Source organism: Clostridium pascui, from assembly GCF_016908015.1.
Taxonomy (GTDB): Bacteria; Bacillota; Clostridia; order Clostridiales; family Clostridiaceae; genus Clostridium_AK; species Clostridium_AK pascui.
This window is the reverse complement of sequence record NZ_JAFBDB010000003.1, coordinates 97949-115090: the sequence shown is the minus strand read 5'-3', so window position 1 is coordinate 115090 and position 17142 is coordinate 97949. Positions and strand designations below refer to the sequence as shown.

Sequence of the window (17142 nt, the reverse complement as noted above, 5' to 3'; positions counted from 1 at the left end):
ATTGTTCACCAAGTGATATGACAGCGTGCCGTTATGGTGTTGAACCAGGAAATGTACTGCGTTGCTAAACATAACAAAGAAATAAAACAAATGAGTTAAATTAAAATATAGGCTTACGACCCTTTTGATGACCTACTTAGCAAAAAAGGGAGGAGAGAAGTGGAGATAAAAAAAGAAGTTACCTTGGAAACAACTGCCAATAAGATAGGATGTGTTTTTTTATTAGCTCGCCTATTATTATATGGACCAGCATTAAGATTTGTAGAAAAGTTTCTTGATTTTAATGTAGTAAAACGAAGACCGAGCAGTATTGCATGGATTATAGCCTTATTATTACCTTCTCTATTTTTACTAAAAGTGAATCCAAAAGAAATGTTAATTGGTAAAAGGAAGAAAGTCAACTTTAAGTTTAAGAGTCTACTACTATTGACCATATTTTTTATAAGCTTTGACAGGCTTATTGCGTTTACTTACGTGTATGGCACGGGATATTATAAATTATATAATGCAATGCCACTTATCTCCAACACTAATATAAATTCATCAAATATAATTATAATGGCAATTAGCATACTTATACCAGTAGTTTGGGAAGAGATTATCTATCGAGGGATTGTACTTGAAAACTTAAGAAAATATGGGGATGTATTTGCCATTGTCGCAGCTGGCGTACTTTTCGGGATAGTACATGGCCAGCTAATTATTGTTAAATCTATGTCGGGTATCATTTTGGGCATTTTGTATGTAATGGGCGGTAATATAAAATGGCCCATTTGTGTTCATTATCTAATTAATATGGGAAGCGGAATTCCTGGAATTCTTAGCAACACTATAGCTTTGAAATTTCCTCAAGTCACAGATGTTCACGTTGATTTAGGAATATTAGTGTTCAATTTTATAATAATGATAATCTCATTATTGCTTTGTTTAAAAGACAATATTCTTAAACCTTTGTTTCACCGGTGCAGTGTGAAAAACATCTCGAAGCAGTTTAAAATGGATAAAAGTAAGTACAAGGAGTTTTTTACCGCATCAGCAATAGTATTCAGCATTGTCATAGAACTTATTATTGTAATAAGTGTTTTTAGTGCAAGAATGAATATATATTTTAAAAGATGATACAGAAAGAGGTGCTATGCTGTTGTGCAAACGAAAAATATTGGCTATTGCCGGTAGTAATCATAAACAGTCATTAACAAATATGCTGATGAAAGGGTTGCTTAATGAAATTAAAACATTGAATGAAAGTTATGAAGCTAAAGTAATTTGTTTAAGGGATTATAAGATAGATTACTGTATTGGTTGTAAAATATGTTTTTATGAAGGATTTTGTCCTATGGATGAACAGGATGATTTTACAATTATACGAAATGAGTTATTAGAGTCGGATATCATATTTTTTGCTAGTCCTGTTTATGTTCATAATGTTTCAGGTATTATGAAAACTTTTTTCGACAGAATTTCTGCATCTACACATTTAATGAATTATGCTGGGAAAATAGGATTTACATTAACTACAACAGAGAGTACTGGTCAAGATGATGTAAAAAAATATCTTATAAAAATGCAAGAAGCAATAGGCATTAAGAATTTAGACAATTATGTTTTTTCTAATGAGAATAGTACTATGAAACAATTTGTAAAAACAAATGGAATTAACTTTCTAAAATCTTTGGAAAATAACTATGGTTATACAAATAGAATTTTGGAATGGAGATTTGGCTTTTTTAGAAATCTTTATGGTAACATGATTAATCAAGATTTAGGCAAAGAAAAGCAGGAAACATTTGAATTGGATTACTGGAATCAAATTTGGATTAAAGAATGCAGGTCATTTCAGGAATTTGCTATTAAAAATAGAATAGTAGCATCATCTACAAAGAATTTTTTACAAGAGTGAACATATTATTATTAAAAGAATATGTAGTAAGGAGAGAAATTATTGTGAAACGTAAAATATTAGCCATTGTTGGTAGTAATAATAAAAATTCCATTACAAATTTCTTAACCAGAGAGACACTCAAAAGAATTGAAACTTTGGATGAAAGTTATGAAACGAAAGTAATTTTTTTAAGAGATTATAAAGTAGATTACTGTGTTGGATGTTCAACTTGTTTCGATAAGGGCTTCTGTCCAATTGATAAATGTGACGATTTTACGAAGATAAGAAGAGCACTATTAGAATCACATATCGTGTTTTTTGCTAGTCCAGTTTATTTTCACAATATCTCGGGCGTTATGAAGACTTTTGCTGATAGAATATTTAGTTCCTCTCATTTAATGAACTATGCTGGAAGGTTGGGATTTACAATGATTACTGCAATGGATAGTGGACAGGAGCTTGTAAGAGAATATATGAAGAAAATGCAAAGTAATATAGGCATTAAGAATTTAGATAGCTTTGTTTTTACTAAAAAAAAGGATACTATTGAGGAATTCATAGAAACAAGTGCAGTTAGGTTTTTAAATTCTATAGGAAACAATTACGGATATACAAATCGGGTGTTGGAGGATTACTTTGGGTATTATCAAAATTATCATAATATTCTAATTGATAAGCATATAGCTGTAGGGCAGTTGGAGCATGAATGGAGCTATTGGAATCAAGCATGGATTAAGGAATGTAAATCATTTCAAGAGTTTGCAGCTAAGAACAGGCGAATGCAAGGGGTGAAAAGTAATGGAGGAATAAATTTATGATAAATAATAATGTAAACAGTTATATAGACATTTCGGCGAATACAAAGGATGAAATTAATAAGTCTCTAGAGTGCTTTTTTGAATATGTTGGAGAGCAATATGATTTGGAAATAATAAACCCTATATACTATTGTGACTTGCTAATGATTATTTCCGAGGCGTATCCATTGGTAAAGCATAAAGAAAAATGGGAGAAAATGGGGTATGACTTATGTAAGGGATTAAAACAGGATATAGAAACATATGGTATTTCGGAAGAACATATGGGGATGATTGGTGGATTAGGATACAAGTGTTTTTGTATCAGTTTGTTTAATAAAAAAACTGGTAATTTATCTAAGTTTTCCAATACATTGAATAAGCTTTTTCTCGAGCAATCTGTTAAATTTACGGAAAGATTAAGAAGAAAAAAAGATATAACTATGAACGATTATGATACCATTGCTGGTGTATCTGGTTTTATATATTTTTTGTTGGATTTTAAATGGAGTTCTGAAGAGAAATCACAATTAGAAAAATTAATTGAATACCTTGTTGAATTAACAAAATACCACCAGTATATGGAGCACTCGGTTATCAATTTTCATCTTACCAAGGAAAATCTGTTTAGAGAAGATGAAAAACTTGAGTTTCCAAATGGAAATATTAATTTTGGTTTATCTCATGGTATGTTGGGACCATTAGTGGCCTTAACAAAAGCATATAGTAAAGGTATAGAAGTAGAAGGAATTGAAAGTGCAATTAATGAGTTGTTTGGTATTTATGATCAATTCAAAATATATCATGGTAATGTTGCTACATGGCCTACACAGTTATCTTTTGATAGTTACATTAAAGGAGAGTTTTCAGATAAATTAAGGCCTGTAATGGCAAGTTGGTGTTACGGAAACACAGGTATAGCAAGAGGATTACAAAAAGCGGCTCAATATATGAAATATTCACAAAAAGAGGAGGTTTATAAGAAGGATTTGATTAATATAATCAATCAACCTGTGGATCAATATAACTTATACGAGACAATACTATGCCACGGATATTCAAGCGTTTTATCTATAAGAACAATGGCTTATAGAGATAGAAAAGATAAACGGTTTATTGAAACAATCGAGAAGGATATAAGCGCAGTTATTAATGCACTTCATAGGGATGATAATGCTCATTATAATATGGATAAAATTATTAAAGGGTATTTTAAAGATGACATGTCTCTCTTACAAGGAATAGGTGGAGTTGTTCTGTCACTGTTAGGGGTCGTTTGTGAGGATGTGGAATATGGAAGGTTATTAATGATTGATTAAAAGTATATTTTATTATGAATTCAATTATAACATTGAAGTAGGATTTCAGAGTTTTTTATCTAAAAAACTGAAATCCTTATAAATACATCTAGAAAGCTATTTATATTATTCGAAGGAGGGATAATAGTGAATACTTCTATAACTGAAAGAACAGAACTATCAGAAAAAAAGGGAATACCAGGCAGTACATTAAAAATTATAGCGGTTATTTCCATGATAATTGATCATATTGCAGCAGTATTAATTTTGATGGGCATATATTATAAATTAATACCCTATGCCGGAAATACAGTGATAAACTACGGAGTCAATTTAAATGTCATCTATTTAATAATGAGAGCAGTGGGACGTATATCTTTTCCAATAATTTGTTTTTTACTTGTTGAAGGATATATTCATACAAGCAATAAAAAGAAATACGCATTAAGACTTTTTACCTTTGCATTAATTTCTGAAATACCCTTTAACTTAGCTTTTGCTAATAAAATATTTTTGTCAGCCTCTCGATTAAATAATGTATTTTTTACCTTATTTTTAGGAATATGTACAATGTATATAATTGAACTTATTGAGAATAAAAAAATAAACAAAGTAGCTACTATACTTGCCATTATAGCAACTATAGTAGTATTTGGAGCAATAGCTAAGTTCATAAAATGTGATTTTAAATATTATGGCATACTCTGTATAGCTCTTTTTTATATATTTAGAGAAAAAAGGATACTTCAAATATTATCAGGGGTTATTGTATTTCTATATGAGGTCCCAGCAAGCTTTGGCATTGTCTATCTTTCATTGATTACAATTTATTTTTACAATGGAGAAAGAGGGCTAAGGACAAAGTGCTTTTTTTATATTTTTTATCCATTACATTTACTGATTTTATATTTTATAAGAGTATACTTAGCATCAAGAGGTATTTAAGTATGGTTAAATATAACTATTCCATAGTCAAAAATTATAATAACTTAATTTAATATCATTATATAAGATTTAGCTTAATAGGAGAGAAATTATGAGCAAAGAAAAAAACGCTACAAACGTATGGGACAACTTAATTAAAACAACAAAATACATTTGTAAAATAGATAAAATATATATCTGTGTGACTTTAATTTCTACTATAGTAACAGGTATATTTCCTACAATTTCTTTACTGTTAATGCAGAAGATAATTAACTTAATACAACTTGGAACGAAAAACTTAAGCATAGTGTTTATCTACATAGTTCTTTATTCAGCAGTAGGTTTGATCCAAACTATATTTCAAGGATTAATAGGATATTTTAATACTAAGTTTAGCTTAAAATTTAATTTAATGATTAAAGAGAAATTATTGGAGAAATCAGGGAATCTTCAGCTGAAGGATTATGAAAATAGTGAAACATATGATATGATTAGGCGTGCACAATATGGGAGCGAAGGTAAGCTGTTATCATATTTTAACATGTTTATCAGTATCATAGGTAGCCTGATTACTATGACTTCTTATATGATTATTTTGTTTTATTTTAAGGTTTGGCTTGTTTTAGTAGTTTTAGTAGTTCCGATTATTAAGTATTTTATAGTTAAAAACGTAAATGTAAAGCAATTTGAAATAATAAAGGCAAGGACTAATGAGGAGAGAAAGGCATGGTACTGTGATTATCTTGTTAAAAATGGTGACAACTATAAGGAATTAAAAACTTATAGATTATTTGATTATTTTATAAATAAATACAAAGAATATATTAATAAATTTAATGAACAGGATTTAAAGATTGCAAGGCAGTCTACAGTATATTTATCCATTGTGGATGTATTCGAACAGATTTTAAGTGCACTTATGTTTGCTTATGTTGTTTATAATGGATATATTGGTACAATATTAATAGGAAATGTTATAACATATACAAGGACAATTATAGATGTAAAATCTTATATTCAAAAGGTACTAGAAACTTTTGCAGGTATACAAAAAGAAAGCATTTTTATAGATCAGTTATATAATTTTTTAAATTTGAATAACAAAAAGGAAGTAACGGATTTAAAGAAAATAGATGAAATAAGAGAAATAAAAATAGAACATCTTTATTATAAGTATAGAGAAGATGGAGATTATGTATTAAAAGATATTAATTTAGCTATAAAAAAGGGTGAATTTTTTGCACTAATAGGAAGAAACGGAAGTGGAAAAACTACTTTAATAAAGATAATGATGGGGTTTTACAACGATTATGAAGGTAGTATATACATAAATGGAATTAACTTAAAGGAAATAGATAAATCAGTGTTATTAAAAAAGATAGGTACTTTATTTCAGGATTTTGCTAAATTTGAAACTACTTTTAGAGAAAATATAGGCTACGGCAATTTAGATATCATGAGGAACGACAATCGAATTAATGAAATTAGTAATAAGTTTAATTTACAACACTTGACAATCAATGAACCTAAAAATATAGACGTTCAGTTGGGGTATTGGTTTGATGGTGGGAAACAAATATCCATTGGCCAGTGGCAAAAGGTTGCTTTAGCAAGAGCATTTGCAAAAGAAGCCGATATATATATATTAGATGAACCTAATGCAGCATTAGATGCTATATCAGAATACAACTTGTCTAATATGTATAATGATTTGTTGAAAAATAAAATAGGTATTATTATAGCTCACAGATTCAATAACTTTATTAGACAAGCTAACAATATAATCGTTTTAGAAGAAGGAGTTATTGTAGAAAGTGGTACTCATGAAGAGCTTATTAATTCAAATGGAGTTTATAATAAATTATATAATATCCAAGTAGGTAATTACCAAATGGAACAGAATATATTGAGTTAATAGCATAGAAAAAGAAAGTGGGGTAAAAATGCCTGAATACAGTATTTCAAACAAAGATCTTACTACATTTTTGTTAGTAACCTTTGGATTTACTATAGGCATGGGCTGTGCTATGGCCTTTGCATATACAAAATATCCAGTTAGTGCTTTTGGGATAATACAGATGTATTATCCAGCTATAGGTGTAATGGCAGCTTTATTATTAAACAACCAAAAACGTAAAACTCTACCAATAAAATTTTATGGAGCATATTTGTTTTTTACTGTTATCTCGGTTTTCTTTCTTTTAGCAGAGGTGTTTGTATTTCACAAAGACCTAGGGATGTATATAGACGGTTGGATTATTGTGGGAAGTATTACCTTGTTTTTCATGTATTCTTTACCAGATGAAAAAGAAAAAATGTATAATTTCGGATTAGGTTTTAGAAAAAACATAAAGGTATCCATTCGATATATTATGTTATTTTATATATATGTGTAAATGTTTTAAGAACAATTATTTTAGGTGGCGTTAAAGAAGTTGTGAGTGTTTTCAAGGATATAATGATATTTATAAATGCAATACCTGTTGTATTTTTCGGGTTTATAATCCAGTTGGGATTATTTTTAGGGGAGGAATATGGCTGGAGATATTTTCTACAAACTGCTCTTCAGCAGCGGTTGGGCAAACGAAAGGGCATTATTCTTTTAGGGGTCATCTGGAGCATATGGCATTTACCACTAAATATGTTTGATTGTAGTGAAGTGATGCCTTTTTATTCTATTCTAAATCAATTGATTGTTTGTATTTTATATGCTATATTCTTTGGCTTTGTCTATATGAAAACAGAAAATATATGGACTATTTGTATACTTCATTGTATGAATAATAGCTTAATTTATATTATTGGAAGTAGTACGGGAGGTAATATTATTTCTCTTGAAAAATTATTATTAGTAAACTTAATTTGCATGTGTGCAGTTTATTTGACTTTCCTATTTACTAAAGAATATAGGAAATAGGAAGAAGAAATAAAAATTACAAATGAGATATGACGCTACACAAAAATAAAAGATAACAGGGAATATGAACTACGAATTGATTTAAGTTTAGTAGAATAATATAATAAAAACTCAAAAACCAAAATAGAAAGAAAAGAGGATAAACCTTAGAATTTATCCTCTCTATGAGTAAAATATATATCTACATATAAAATTTTTTAAAAGAAGGTTATATAAATTTCTTTATGGATTCCGGAATGGTCTTTTGTTTTAAAACATCTTTGTAACCTTATCAAGTATTCCATTAAGCTCAGCAATGCACACTCCAAAGTTTGTTATAGGTACATTTTGTTCCTTGCATCGTGAAAGTCTAGATAAAAGTTGTTTCCTTGTAAACATACAGCTTCCACAGTGAACTACAAGTTTATACTCTGTTAAATCACTAGGAAAGTCATCACCAGACTTTACATCTATTTGAAGTTTTCCCCCTACCTTTTGTTCTATCCAGCTAGGAAGCTTTTCTCTAGCAATATCGCCTTTAAGAGCATGATGAGTGCAGCCTTCTGCAATGAGTATTTTATCTCCAGGCTTTAGGTCTTCTATTGCCTTTGCACCAGATTTAAACATATTTATGTCCCCTTTATACCTTGCCATAAGTATGGAAAAGGAGGTTAAAGGAATAGAAGGATCAAGTATTGAATTAACTTCCTTAAATACTTGGGAGTCTGTAATAACTAAATCTGGTTTTTTATTTAAGGAATTTAAAATATCTTTAAGTTCAGTAGTTTTTACAGTAAGAGCCATAGCATCATGGTCTAGAATATCTCTTATTACTTGAACTTGAGGTAAAATAAGCCTCCCCTTAGGAGCTTGAATATCCTGAGGGGCAACCACTATCACCATGTTCTTAGGATTTATTATATCTCCAACAATACTTTCTCTTTCAAAATCTAAAGGAGCATTTTCAATTATTGCCTCCTTAAGCCCAGAGATATTTATTTTATTTTCAGCGCTAATGCTTACAAAAGGAATATTAAATTCCTTTTGTAAATCATCTTGATTTAATTTGTATAAATCTATTTTATTTATAGCTCCAATAACGGGGATTTTCTTCTTATTAAGCTCATTAAGCCAAGCGCTTTCCATAGAAAATTCACTGCTATCACCTGGAAATAAAAGCAGAGCAATATCTGTCTTATCCATTATATCTAAAGTTTTTTCTATTCTAAGCTCTCCAAGAGAGCCTTCATCATCAAGGCCTGCAGTATCTATTATCATAACAGGACCTATAGGTAGAAGCTCCATTGCCTTAAATACAGGGTCTGTAGTGGTTCCAGCTATATCTGAAACCACAGATAAATTTTGAGAAGTTAGGGCGTTTACAAGGCTTGACTTTCCAGCATTTCTTCTTCCAAAAACTCCTATATGAAGCCTATTTGCTTTAGGTGTATCTAGCATAAATTAATCTCCTTTGTTATAATAATTGCTATTTTATATGGATTAGAATCTCAAATCTCTTTCTCCATTTTCTACTCTTTTAAGTCTATTAATTGTTTCCTCTTTAGCCTTTTCATTTGAGATTTTTGTAAGCTCTTCTGCTATAACTTTATTTCCAAGAGATTTTACTTCTTCATCACCATAATCAAGTAAAAATTCTTTTAATGTAAGTAGTGCGTTTGGTTGACATACATTGCATATTTGACCTGTCTTTGCAAGTCTCATAAATCTGTCCCCAGTTCTTCCTTCTCTATAACAAGCAGTACAATAGCTTGGAATATATCCATCTTTACATAAGTCCTTTATAATTTGAAGGGGGCTTCTATGATCACCTACAACAAATTGAGGTTTTTGATTTTCTATTTTTTGAGAATCTGTATATCCTCCAACTCCAGTGCAAGAGCCAGAGCTTACTTGAGATATTCCAAGGTTTATAACTTCATTTCTGAAATCAGTATCTTCTCTTGTTGAAAGTATCATTCCGGTGTAGGGAACTGCAAGTCTTACAACAGCCACAATTCTCTTGAATTCTTCATCAGAAACTAAGTATGGATAATCTTCTAAGGATACGCCCTCAGCAGGTCTGATTCTTGGAAAAGATATTGTGTGAGGACCTACCCCTGTAGCTTTTTCTAAGTGATCAGCATGCATAAGCATAGCTATGGTTTCATATTTGTAATCATAAAGCCCGTAAAGTACTCCTATTCCCACATCATCAATTCCTGCGGCTCTTGCTCTGTGATGAGCTGTGGTATGATAATCATAGTTATGTTTAGGTCCCTTTGGATGTATTTTTTCATAAGTATCCTTGTGATAAGTTTCTTGGAATAAAATATAAGTTCCTATGTCTGCATCTTTTAATCTTTTATAATCTTCAACAGTAGTTGCAGCTATGTTTACGTTTATGCGGCGTATGCTTCCATTTTCAAACTTCAATGAATATATGGTTTTTATGCAGTCTATTATATAATCTAAGGAGCAATTTACAGGGTCTTCTCCAGCTTCTAGTGCAAGTCTTTTGTGTCCCATAGATTCAAGGATTTTAACCTCTTCAGCTATTTCTTCCATACTAAGTTTTCTTCTTGTAAAGGAGGAGTTAGAACATTTGTATCCACAGTAGGTGCATCCATTTACACAATAATCACTTACATATAATGGAGCAAACATAACAATTCTTCTTCCATATATCTTTTCTTTAATATCCTTAGCAACCTTATATATTTCCTCTAGGATATCTTCATCTTGCACACTTAATAAAACCCCAGCTTCTTTAGGTGTAAGTCCTTTATATAATTTAGCCTTTTCCAAAAGTGTTTTCACATATTCTTTATCTTTAGAAAGTTTTTCACCTTCTTCTATATTCTTTAGTATTTCTGAATGGATTATAAATTCATCTGCTTTATATTCTCTCATTATTAATACACTCCTTTATTTTAAATTTACAAGTTAAAAATAAAAGCCCTTCTACCTCAAAAGGGTAGAAGGGCAGAATTTTGTCTTACCAAAATTAAGCTATAGCACTCCTTTTCCTTTTGCTTAGAATAATCCTTGCAATTAGAATCATGTTTTTTAAATCCCTTTATTAAGAGTTTAAAGTCCGAATAAAGAGAAAGTTATTATTTACTATTATAATATTAATTATAATTTTAAATATGATAAATAACAACTAATATTTAAAATATACATAAATTTGTTTAAAGTACTATAAAAATCCAAAAGGTTATTTTAAAGGATATTTCCAAGCAGAAATGCCTTTATTTAAGTGATATATATTAGTAAAGTTATTTTTTAATAAATGCTTAATTGCCATAGGGCTTCTTCCACCAGAAGCACAGTAAACAAGGACAGGCTTATTCTTAAACTTTTCAAGCTCATTAATTCTAGAAGGAATTTCGTGTACAGGAAAAGATTTTGCATTAGGTATATGGCCAGAACTAAACTCTTCTTTTGTTCTAACATCTAATATAATAACGTCTGTGCTTTCATTTATAAATCTATAGGTTTCTTCAGGAGAAAGATTCTTTACATTTTCATTGGTTACAATAGATCTTCTTCTAATTATGTTAAAAAGGGCAATAGCTGCAAATACTGCAAGTAGTATTTTATCCATATGTGCACCATCCTTTGAATTGTTATATTTAAATATTACGATATCGATATTATAACATAAAGAATAAATATTACGAAGGAAAATTTAGTTATGGGGTGCTTTGTAATAAATAATTTATGAAGTTTTTATGAAATAAGTTTACTTTAATATAGGGCAATTTTTACATCATTACATATAATATTAATGAAATATTATAAAGAGGTGTATTATTAATTGTCAATTTTTTATGATGAATTTGATATTAGAGATCTAGACAAGAATGGAGAATACACTTATCCCGATAGGAACATGTGCCCTTATTATCAATATTATTTAAAACAATTTAGATGCCCATTTATACAAGAGAGAAATGAATATAACAGACAGCTTGAGCAGCCAGGTATGCCGGGAAGTTCTCAGGAAGTTCAAATTCCACCGCCACCCAAAACTATACCACCTAAACCTCAAAGTGCAGGACCTCAAGTAACTGCTGTGGATTCTAGTGCTGTAAAATCATGCATTAATAGATATATATATATTTGGCTTACAAATGGACAGTCATTTTGGGCCTATTTAACCTTTGTAGGAGGAACTTCTGTTTCAGGCTATATGTGGACTAGAACTGGTTGGAAATACTTTGGAATTGATACAAATAAAATAGAGACTTTTGTATGTTATTAGATTTTAAAATTTCTAAGCCCTATTTTATAGTAGCTAAAAGCGTAGTTAAAGGCTTAGGTGTGAACCACCAAGCCTTTAAGATATATTAGGTACAGTAGTTCTTGTACTATGATAATTATATATAGAATAAGAAAAAATAAGGTGGAAATCACCTTATTTTTTTTGTTCAGATACTCTTTTGCCTAAAACCCAATACCTATAAAATGTTTTAGTAATTTTTTTTAATCACTCACCCTTATAGAATAAAATGCATAAGATAACATTAGCTAATATTAAAAGTTAGCCTAAGCTAACAATTATAAAAAAGTGAGGGGTTCATAAAAGATGGAGACTTTAAATAATGCAAAGGTAGGAAACTTTGTAGAAGTTCAAGATATATTCGCACAAGGATTGTTAAGAGAAAGAATGCTTGCTTTGGGAGTTACCAAAGGTGCAAATATAGAGGTTATAAGAAGAGGGCCTTCAGGAGACCCAACAGTATATGATATTAGGGGAGCTATGATTGCCTTAAGAAAAGAAGAAGCATCGTTAATAATAATTTCTTAAATGTTAGTTAAATGAAACATCTCAAATAAATTGAGATGTGCTAATTTATAACGAAATCAAAGATTTCTATAAATTATGCAGCAATTAATAGGAGGATTTAAGATGGGGCTGACCTATAAGTCCACAGGGATGGAAGCGCTAACTGAACTATACAAGGTGGACAAAAAGGAAGGACAATACGTTATAGCATTAGCTGGAAACCCAAACACCGGAAAAAGTACCGTGTTTAATGCGTTAACTGGACTTCATCAGCATACAGGAAATTGGCCTGGAAAGACTGTTGCAAATGCAAGGGGAGAATTCAAGGTAAAAGATAGAGAATATATACTAGTAGACTTGCCTGGAACTTATTCACTTTTTGCATCTTCTGTGGAAGAAGAAGTTGCAAGGGATTTCATTTGCTTTGGAAATCCTGACGCAGTTATTGTTGTAACGGATGCAACTTGTCTTGAAAGAAACATGAATTTAGCCTATCAAGTTATGGAGCTTACGGACAACGTAATTCTATGTATTAATTTAATAGATGAAGCAAAGAAGAAGGGTATAATAATTAACAGTAAAGGGATAGAAGAAGAACTTGGAATACCTGTGCTACTTTCAGCAGCAAGAAGTAATATTGGTATAGAGGAATTAAAGGAGGCAGTTTATAAGGTTTCTTCTGAAGAAATAAAACCAAACCCTAAAAAGATAATGTATCAAGATTATATCGAAGAAATGATCAATCATATGCAGCCATTTGCAGAGGAAAGAGTACAAGTTGTTAACTCAAGATGGCTTTCGCTACGTCTTATTGATGGAGATAAAGGTATTACAAGTACGATTTTAAAGGGAATAGATGCAAATATATCTGAAGAGTTATTATATAGTGCGGAAAACTTAAGGTTAACTCATGAAAAAAAGGAAATAAGAGATGATATAACCTATCAAATTTACAAAAAAGCAGAATATATTAGGGACAAATATGTAATTAAAGATAAAAGTAAAAATAGCAGGGATAGAATTATTGATAATTATATAACATCAAGAATTTTTGGCATCCCAATAATGCTTCTAATATTAGCAATGATATTTTGGCTTACAATAACGGGAGCTAACATACCTTCAAAAGTTCTCTCAAATTTGCTATTTGGGTTTGAGGAAGTTCTAACTAAATGGTTCAATCAGATTGATGCACCAGCTTGGCTTTATGGAGTTTTAGTGCTTGGTCTATATCGAACTTTAGCATGGGTAGTTTCTGTAATGCTTCCGCCAATGGCAATATTTTTTCCGATGTTTACGTTACTTGAGGATTTAGGGTATTTGCCAAGGGTGGCATTTAACTTAGATCATCTCTTTAAAAAGGCTTGTGCTCACGGGAAACAGTGCTTAACAATGTGTATGGGAATTGGATGTAATGCAGCAGGTATTGTTGGATGCAGAATCATTGAGTCTCCAAGAGAAAGAATTATTGCAATACTAACGAACAATTTTATGCCTTGCAATGGAAGATTTCCAACGCTGCTGGCTATTTCCTCAGTATTTTTGCTTACAAATAATAATAAAGTTTCAAATATCTATCCAACCTTGGCTATTACTATAATGGTTATAATTGGAGTGATAGTTACATTGCTTGTTTCGTATACGCTTTCTAAAACTCTGCTTAAGGGTGTACCTTCAAGTTTTACATTGGAGCTTCCTCCTTATAGAAAACCTCAATTCGGAAGAATTTTATATACATCCATTATTGATAGAACGATATTTGTGTTAGGAAGAGCAATAACTGTTGCAGCACCAGCAGGGGCTGTTACGTGGATACTTGGGAATGTATATATTGGAAATTTAAGTATAATAGCGCATGCTGCGAATTTACTCCAGCCGTTAGCTCATCTAATAGGACTAGATGGATACATCTTAATGGCATTCATTTTAGGACTACCTGCAAATGAAATTGTACTGCCGATACTTTTAATGTCTTATTTATCAACTGGTTCCATGGTTGAATTTGAAAGTATCGATTCGCTCAGACAAATTTTATTAAATCATGGCTGGACCTATCTAACCGCTCTAAACATGATGCTATTTAGCTTACTTCATTGGCCTTGTGCAACCACGATTTTAACCATAAAAAAGGAAACAGGAAGTAAAAAGTGGACATTGCTTGGGATACTAATTCCAACGGGGATTGCTTTTGCTGTTTGCCTTATTACTACTGGCATTGCACGCATTATCACAATTTTGTTGTAAGTTTTACCAAGTGATTTTTCATATTTTCTACACATTTTGTTGATATATTAATTGTATTATCTATTAACCCATTAACCCTAAAACTCCCCATAACATAAAATAGAGGTAAGTCCTTTAAAGGCTTACCTCTATTTTAATATATAATTATTTGATTATTGTGTATAAAAAGCAATTAGTGTTTTAATATAATATATAACTTGAAAGTTTAAGGAGACATACCATGAATAAAAAGAAAATTTTACTAGTGGATGATGAAATGAAAATTTTGGAGGTAGTAAAGTCTTATTTGCAAAAAGAAGAATTTGAAGTGCATGAAGCAGTAACTGGAATAGAAGCTTTAGAGAAGTTTAATGAATTAAATCCTTCGTTAGTTATATTGGACTTAATGCTTCCAGATTTAACCGGAGAGGAGGTATGCAAAAGTATAAGAGCGGTATCTAGAGTTCCTATTATAATGCTTACAGCAAAGGTGGAGGAAGATAGTATTTTAAATGGATTTGATATAGGAGCAGATGATTATGTTACAAAACCATTTAGTCCTAAGCAATTAGTTGCAAGAGTTATAGCACTTCTTAGAAGATCTGAAGAAGATATGAGACTTCTTTCAAATTACTATTCTTATAATAATGATGAATTAACTGTAGATGCGTCAACCTATGAGGTTAAAAGAGATGGAGAAATAATAAATTTAACTAGCACAGAACTTAATATACTTGTAGCTATGATTAAATATCCTAATAAAGTATTTACTCGGGAGGAGCTAGTTTGTAAAGCATTAGGAGAGGATTTTGAGGGTTTTGATAGAGTGATAGATTCTCATATTAAAAATTTAAGAAGGAAGATAGAAAGAGACACTAGAAAACCTCAATACATAAAAACAGTACATGGAGTAGGATATAAGTTTGGTGGTGAAGCTTAGATATGGTAACTTTAAGAAAAAGACTTGTTATGTCTTACATAATGGTGGCAATGATATGTGTGTTTTTAATAAGTATATTTTCTAATATATTTTTAGAAAAGCAGTTCAAAAGCTATGTACTATCCGCCCATGAAAATAAGGTAAAGGGAGTAGTGGCGTCTATTACTGATCAATTTAGTAAAGATGGAGATGTAAATTTAGCATTTATAGAAGCTGTAGGGGTTGAAGCCCTAGAAAATGGACTTATTATAAGTATATCAAATAGTAATGATGAAATTATATGGGATGCAAGTGTTTATGATAGTGGACGGTGTGAAGCAATACTAACAAATATGGCAAAGAATATGATGGATAGGTATTCAAATTGGAAAGGTAAATACGTGGAAATTAAATATCCCATGGTCAATGCAAATAACATTATAGGAAGTGTAAAAGTTGGATATTATGGACCGTTTTATTATAGTGATAATGATTTAGCTTTCTTAAAAAAGCTAAATGCTTTGTTTATAGGAGTAGGAACGGTATCCTTATTAATGGCTATAATGGTTGGACTTATTATGGCTTCTGCACTAACCAGACCTATATATAAAGTTATAAATGCATCTAAGGGTATTCGTAGAGGGGAGTATAAAAATAGGATAAATGAAGTATCTAATGTAATAGAAATTAAAAATCTTATTGATACAATAAATGACTTGGCAAAAACTCTAGAAAATCAAGAGTATTTAAGAAAAAGATTAACTCAAGATGTAGCTCATGAGCTTAGAACGCCTTTGACTACACTTCAAAGTCATATGGAAGCAATGATTGATGGAGTATGGGAACCTACCATTGAAAGAATTAAAAGTTGTCATGAAGAGTCTATAAGAATAAACAAGTTAGTTGGAGATTTGGAGAAACTATCAAGATATGAAAGCGATAAATTTTTACTTAATAAGTCAAAGTTTAATATCGGAGAACTTATAGGAAATATAATAATGAATTTTGAAAATGAATATATGAATAAAAATGTAGATTTAAGATATATAAGTTTAAGTAAATGTGTAACTGGTGATAAAGATAAGATAAGTCAGGTAGTAGTAAACTTATTATCAAATGCCTTAAAGTACACAAAAGAAGGCGGAAGTGTGGATGTTATTTTAGAAGAAGAAAACAAAAATATTGTTCTAACTGTAAGGGACACAGGTATTGGAATTTCTAAGGAAGATTTGCCGCATATTTTTGAGCGTTTTTATAGGGCTGACAAATCAAGAACTCGCATAACAGGGGGAGCTGGAATAGGTCTTGCTATAGTAAGGAGCATTGTAGAGGCTCATAATGGAGAGGTAACTGTAGAAAGTAATGTTAACAAGGGAACTGAGTTTAAGGTGTTTTTACCGATATAGGA

16 protein-coding genes are annotated in these 17142 nt (G+C 30.7%); 13 read left to right on the top strand and 3 right to left on the bottom strand.

All coding sequences use genetic code 11. From position 1 onward, the window contains the following. Window positions 1–159 precede the first annotated feature (159 nt). The 8 genes from JOC70_RS19515 to JOC70_RS19165 all read left to right on the top strand — a co-directional run bounded on the left by JOC70_RS19515 (window position 160) and on the right by JOC70_RS19165 (window position 7821). The gene (locus tag JOC70_RS19515; protein ID WP_204598615.1) at window positions 160–1119 is read left to right on the top strand and encodes a CPBP family glutamic-type intramembrane protease; all 960 of its coding nucleotides are present in this window, start codon (window positions 160–162) and stop codon (window positions 1117–1119) included. Window positions 1120–1141: 22 nt separating this feature from the next. Next, window positions 1142–1900, top strand: coding sequence for a flavodoxin family protein (locus tag JOC70_RS09295; protein ID WP_204598614.1), 759 nt, complete (start codon window positions 1142–1144; stop codon window positions 1898–1900). Between the two features lie 44 nt (window positions 1901–1944). Next, on the top strand, window positions 1945–2700 hold the full coding sequence (locus JOC70_RS09290; protein WP_204598613.1) for an NAD(P)H-dependent oxidoreductase: 756 nt from the start codon (window positions 1945–1947) through the stop codon (window positions 2698–2700). Beyond that, the gene (locus JOC70_RS09285) at window positions 2697–3998 is read left to right on the top strand and encodes a lanthionine synthetase C family protein (protein ID WP_204598612.1); all 1302 of its coding nucleotides are present in this window, start codon (window positions 2697–2699) and stop codon (window positions 3996–3998) included. Before JOC70_RS09290 ends, JOC70_RS09285 begins: the two co-directional genes overlap by 4 nt. Before the next feature lie 126 nt (window positions 3999–4124). After that, window positions 4125–4922, top strand: coding sequence for a TraX family protein (locus JOC70_RS09280; protein ID WP_204598611.1), 798 nt, complete (start codon window positions 4125–4127; stop codon window positions 4920–4922). A 91-nt stretch (window positions 4923–5013) separates the two neighbouring features. Continuing rightward, complete coding sequence (locus tag JOC70_RS09275) at window positions 5014–6819, top strand: ABC transporter ATP-binding protein (protein WP_204598610.1); 1806 nt, start codon at window positions 5014–5016, stop codon at window positions 6817–6819. A gap of 28 nt (window positions 6820–6847) precedes the next feature. Beyond that, window positions 6848–7300 carry a hypothetical protein gene (locus tag JOC70_RS19170; protein WP_243429089.1) on the top strand — a complete coding sequence of 151 codons (453 nt, stop codon included), beginning with the start codon at window positions 6848–6850 and terminating at the stop codon, window positions 7298–7300. A gap of 41 nt (window positions 7301–7341) precedes the next feature. Further along, the gene (locus tag JOC70_RS19165; protein WP_341534877.1) at window positions 7342–7821 is read left to right on the top strand and encodes a CPBP family intramembrane glutamic endopeptidase; all 480 of its coding nucleotides are present in this window, start codon (window positions 7342–7344) and stop codon (window positions 7819–7821) included. A gap of 249 nt (window positions 7822–8070) precedes the next feature. Here JOC70_RS19165 and hydF read toward each other — a convergent pair whose 3' ends face one another. The 3 genes from hydF to JOC70_RS09255 all read right to left on the bottom strand — a co-directional run bounded on the left by hydF (window position 8071) and on the right by JOC70_RS09255 (window position 11407). Further along, window positions 8071–9258 carry a [FeFe] hydrogenase H-cluster maturation GTPase HydF gene (hydF, locus tag JOC70_RS09265; RefSeq protein ID WP_204598609.1) on the bottom strand — a complete coding sequence of 396 codons (1188 nt, stop codon included), beginning with the start codon at window positions 9256–9258 and terminating at the stop codon, window positions 8071–8073. A 42-nt stretch (window positions 9259–9300) separates the two neighbouring features. Next, on the bottom strand, window positions 9301–10710 hold the full coding sequence (gene hydG, locus JOC70_RS09260) for a [FeFe] hydrogenase H-cluster radical SAM maturase HydG (RefSeq protein WP_204598608.1): 1410 nt from the start codon (window positions 10708–10710) through the stop codon (window positions 9301–9303). 307 nt (window positions 10711–11017) lie between these two features. Next, complete coding sequence (locus tag JOC70_RS09255) at window positions 11018–11407, bottom strand: rhodanese-like domain-containing protein (protein WP_204598607.1); 390 nt, start codon at window positions 11405–11407, stop codon at window positions 11018–11020. Between the two features lie 213 nt (window positions 11408–11620). Between JOC70_RS09255 and JOC70_RS09250 the strand changes: the two genes are divergently transcribed. From JOC70_RS09250 to JOC70_RS09230, 5 genes are all read left to right on the top strand, one after another. Then, on the top strand, window positions 11621–12067 hold the full coding sequence (locus JOC70_RS09250) for a hypothetical protein (RefSeq protein ID WP_204598606.1): 447 nt from the start codon (window positions 11621–11623) through the stop codon (window positions 12065–12067). 324 nt (window positions 12068–12391) lie between these two features. Further along, window positions 12392–12613 (top strand): FeoA family protein, encoded by a 222-nt coding sequence (locus JOC70_RS09245; protein WP_204598605.1) that lies wholly within the window; start codon window positions 12392–12394, stop codon window positions 12611–12613. Between the two features lie 102 nt (window positions 12614–12715). Next, the gene (feoB, locus tag JOC70_RS09240; RefSeq protein ID WP_204598604.1) at window positions 12716–14836 is read left to right on the top strand and encodes a ferrous iron transport protein B; all 2121 of its coding nucleotides are present in this window, start codon (window positions 12716–12718) and stop codon (window positions 14834–14836) included. 220 nt (window positions 14837–15056) lie between these two features. After that, on the top strand, window positions 15057–15755 hold the full coding sequence (locus JOC70_RS09235; protein WP_204598603.1) for a response regulator transcription factor: 699 nt from the start codon (window positions 15057–15059) through the stop codon (window positions 15753–15755). Window positions 15756–15757: 2 nt separating this feature from the next. Then, complete coding sequence (locus JOC70_RS09230) at window positions 15758–17140, top strand: sensor histidine kinase (protein ID WP_204598602.1); 1383 nt, start codon at window positions 15758–15760, stop codon at window positions 17138–17140. Window positions 17141–17142: the final 2 nt, after the last annotated feature.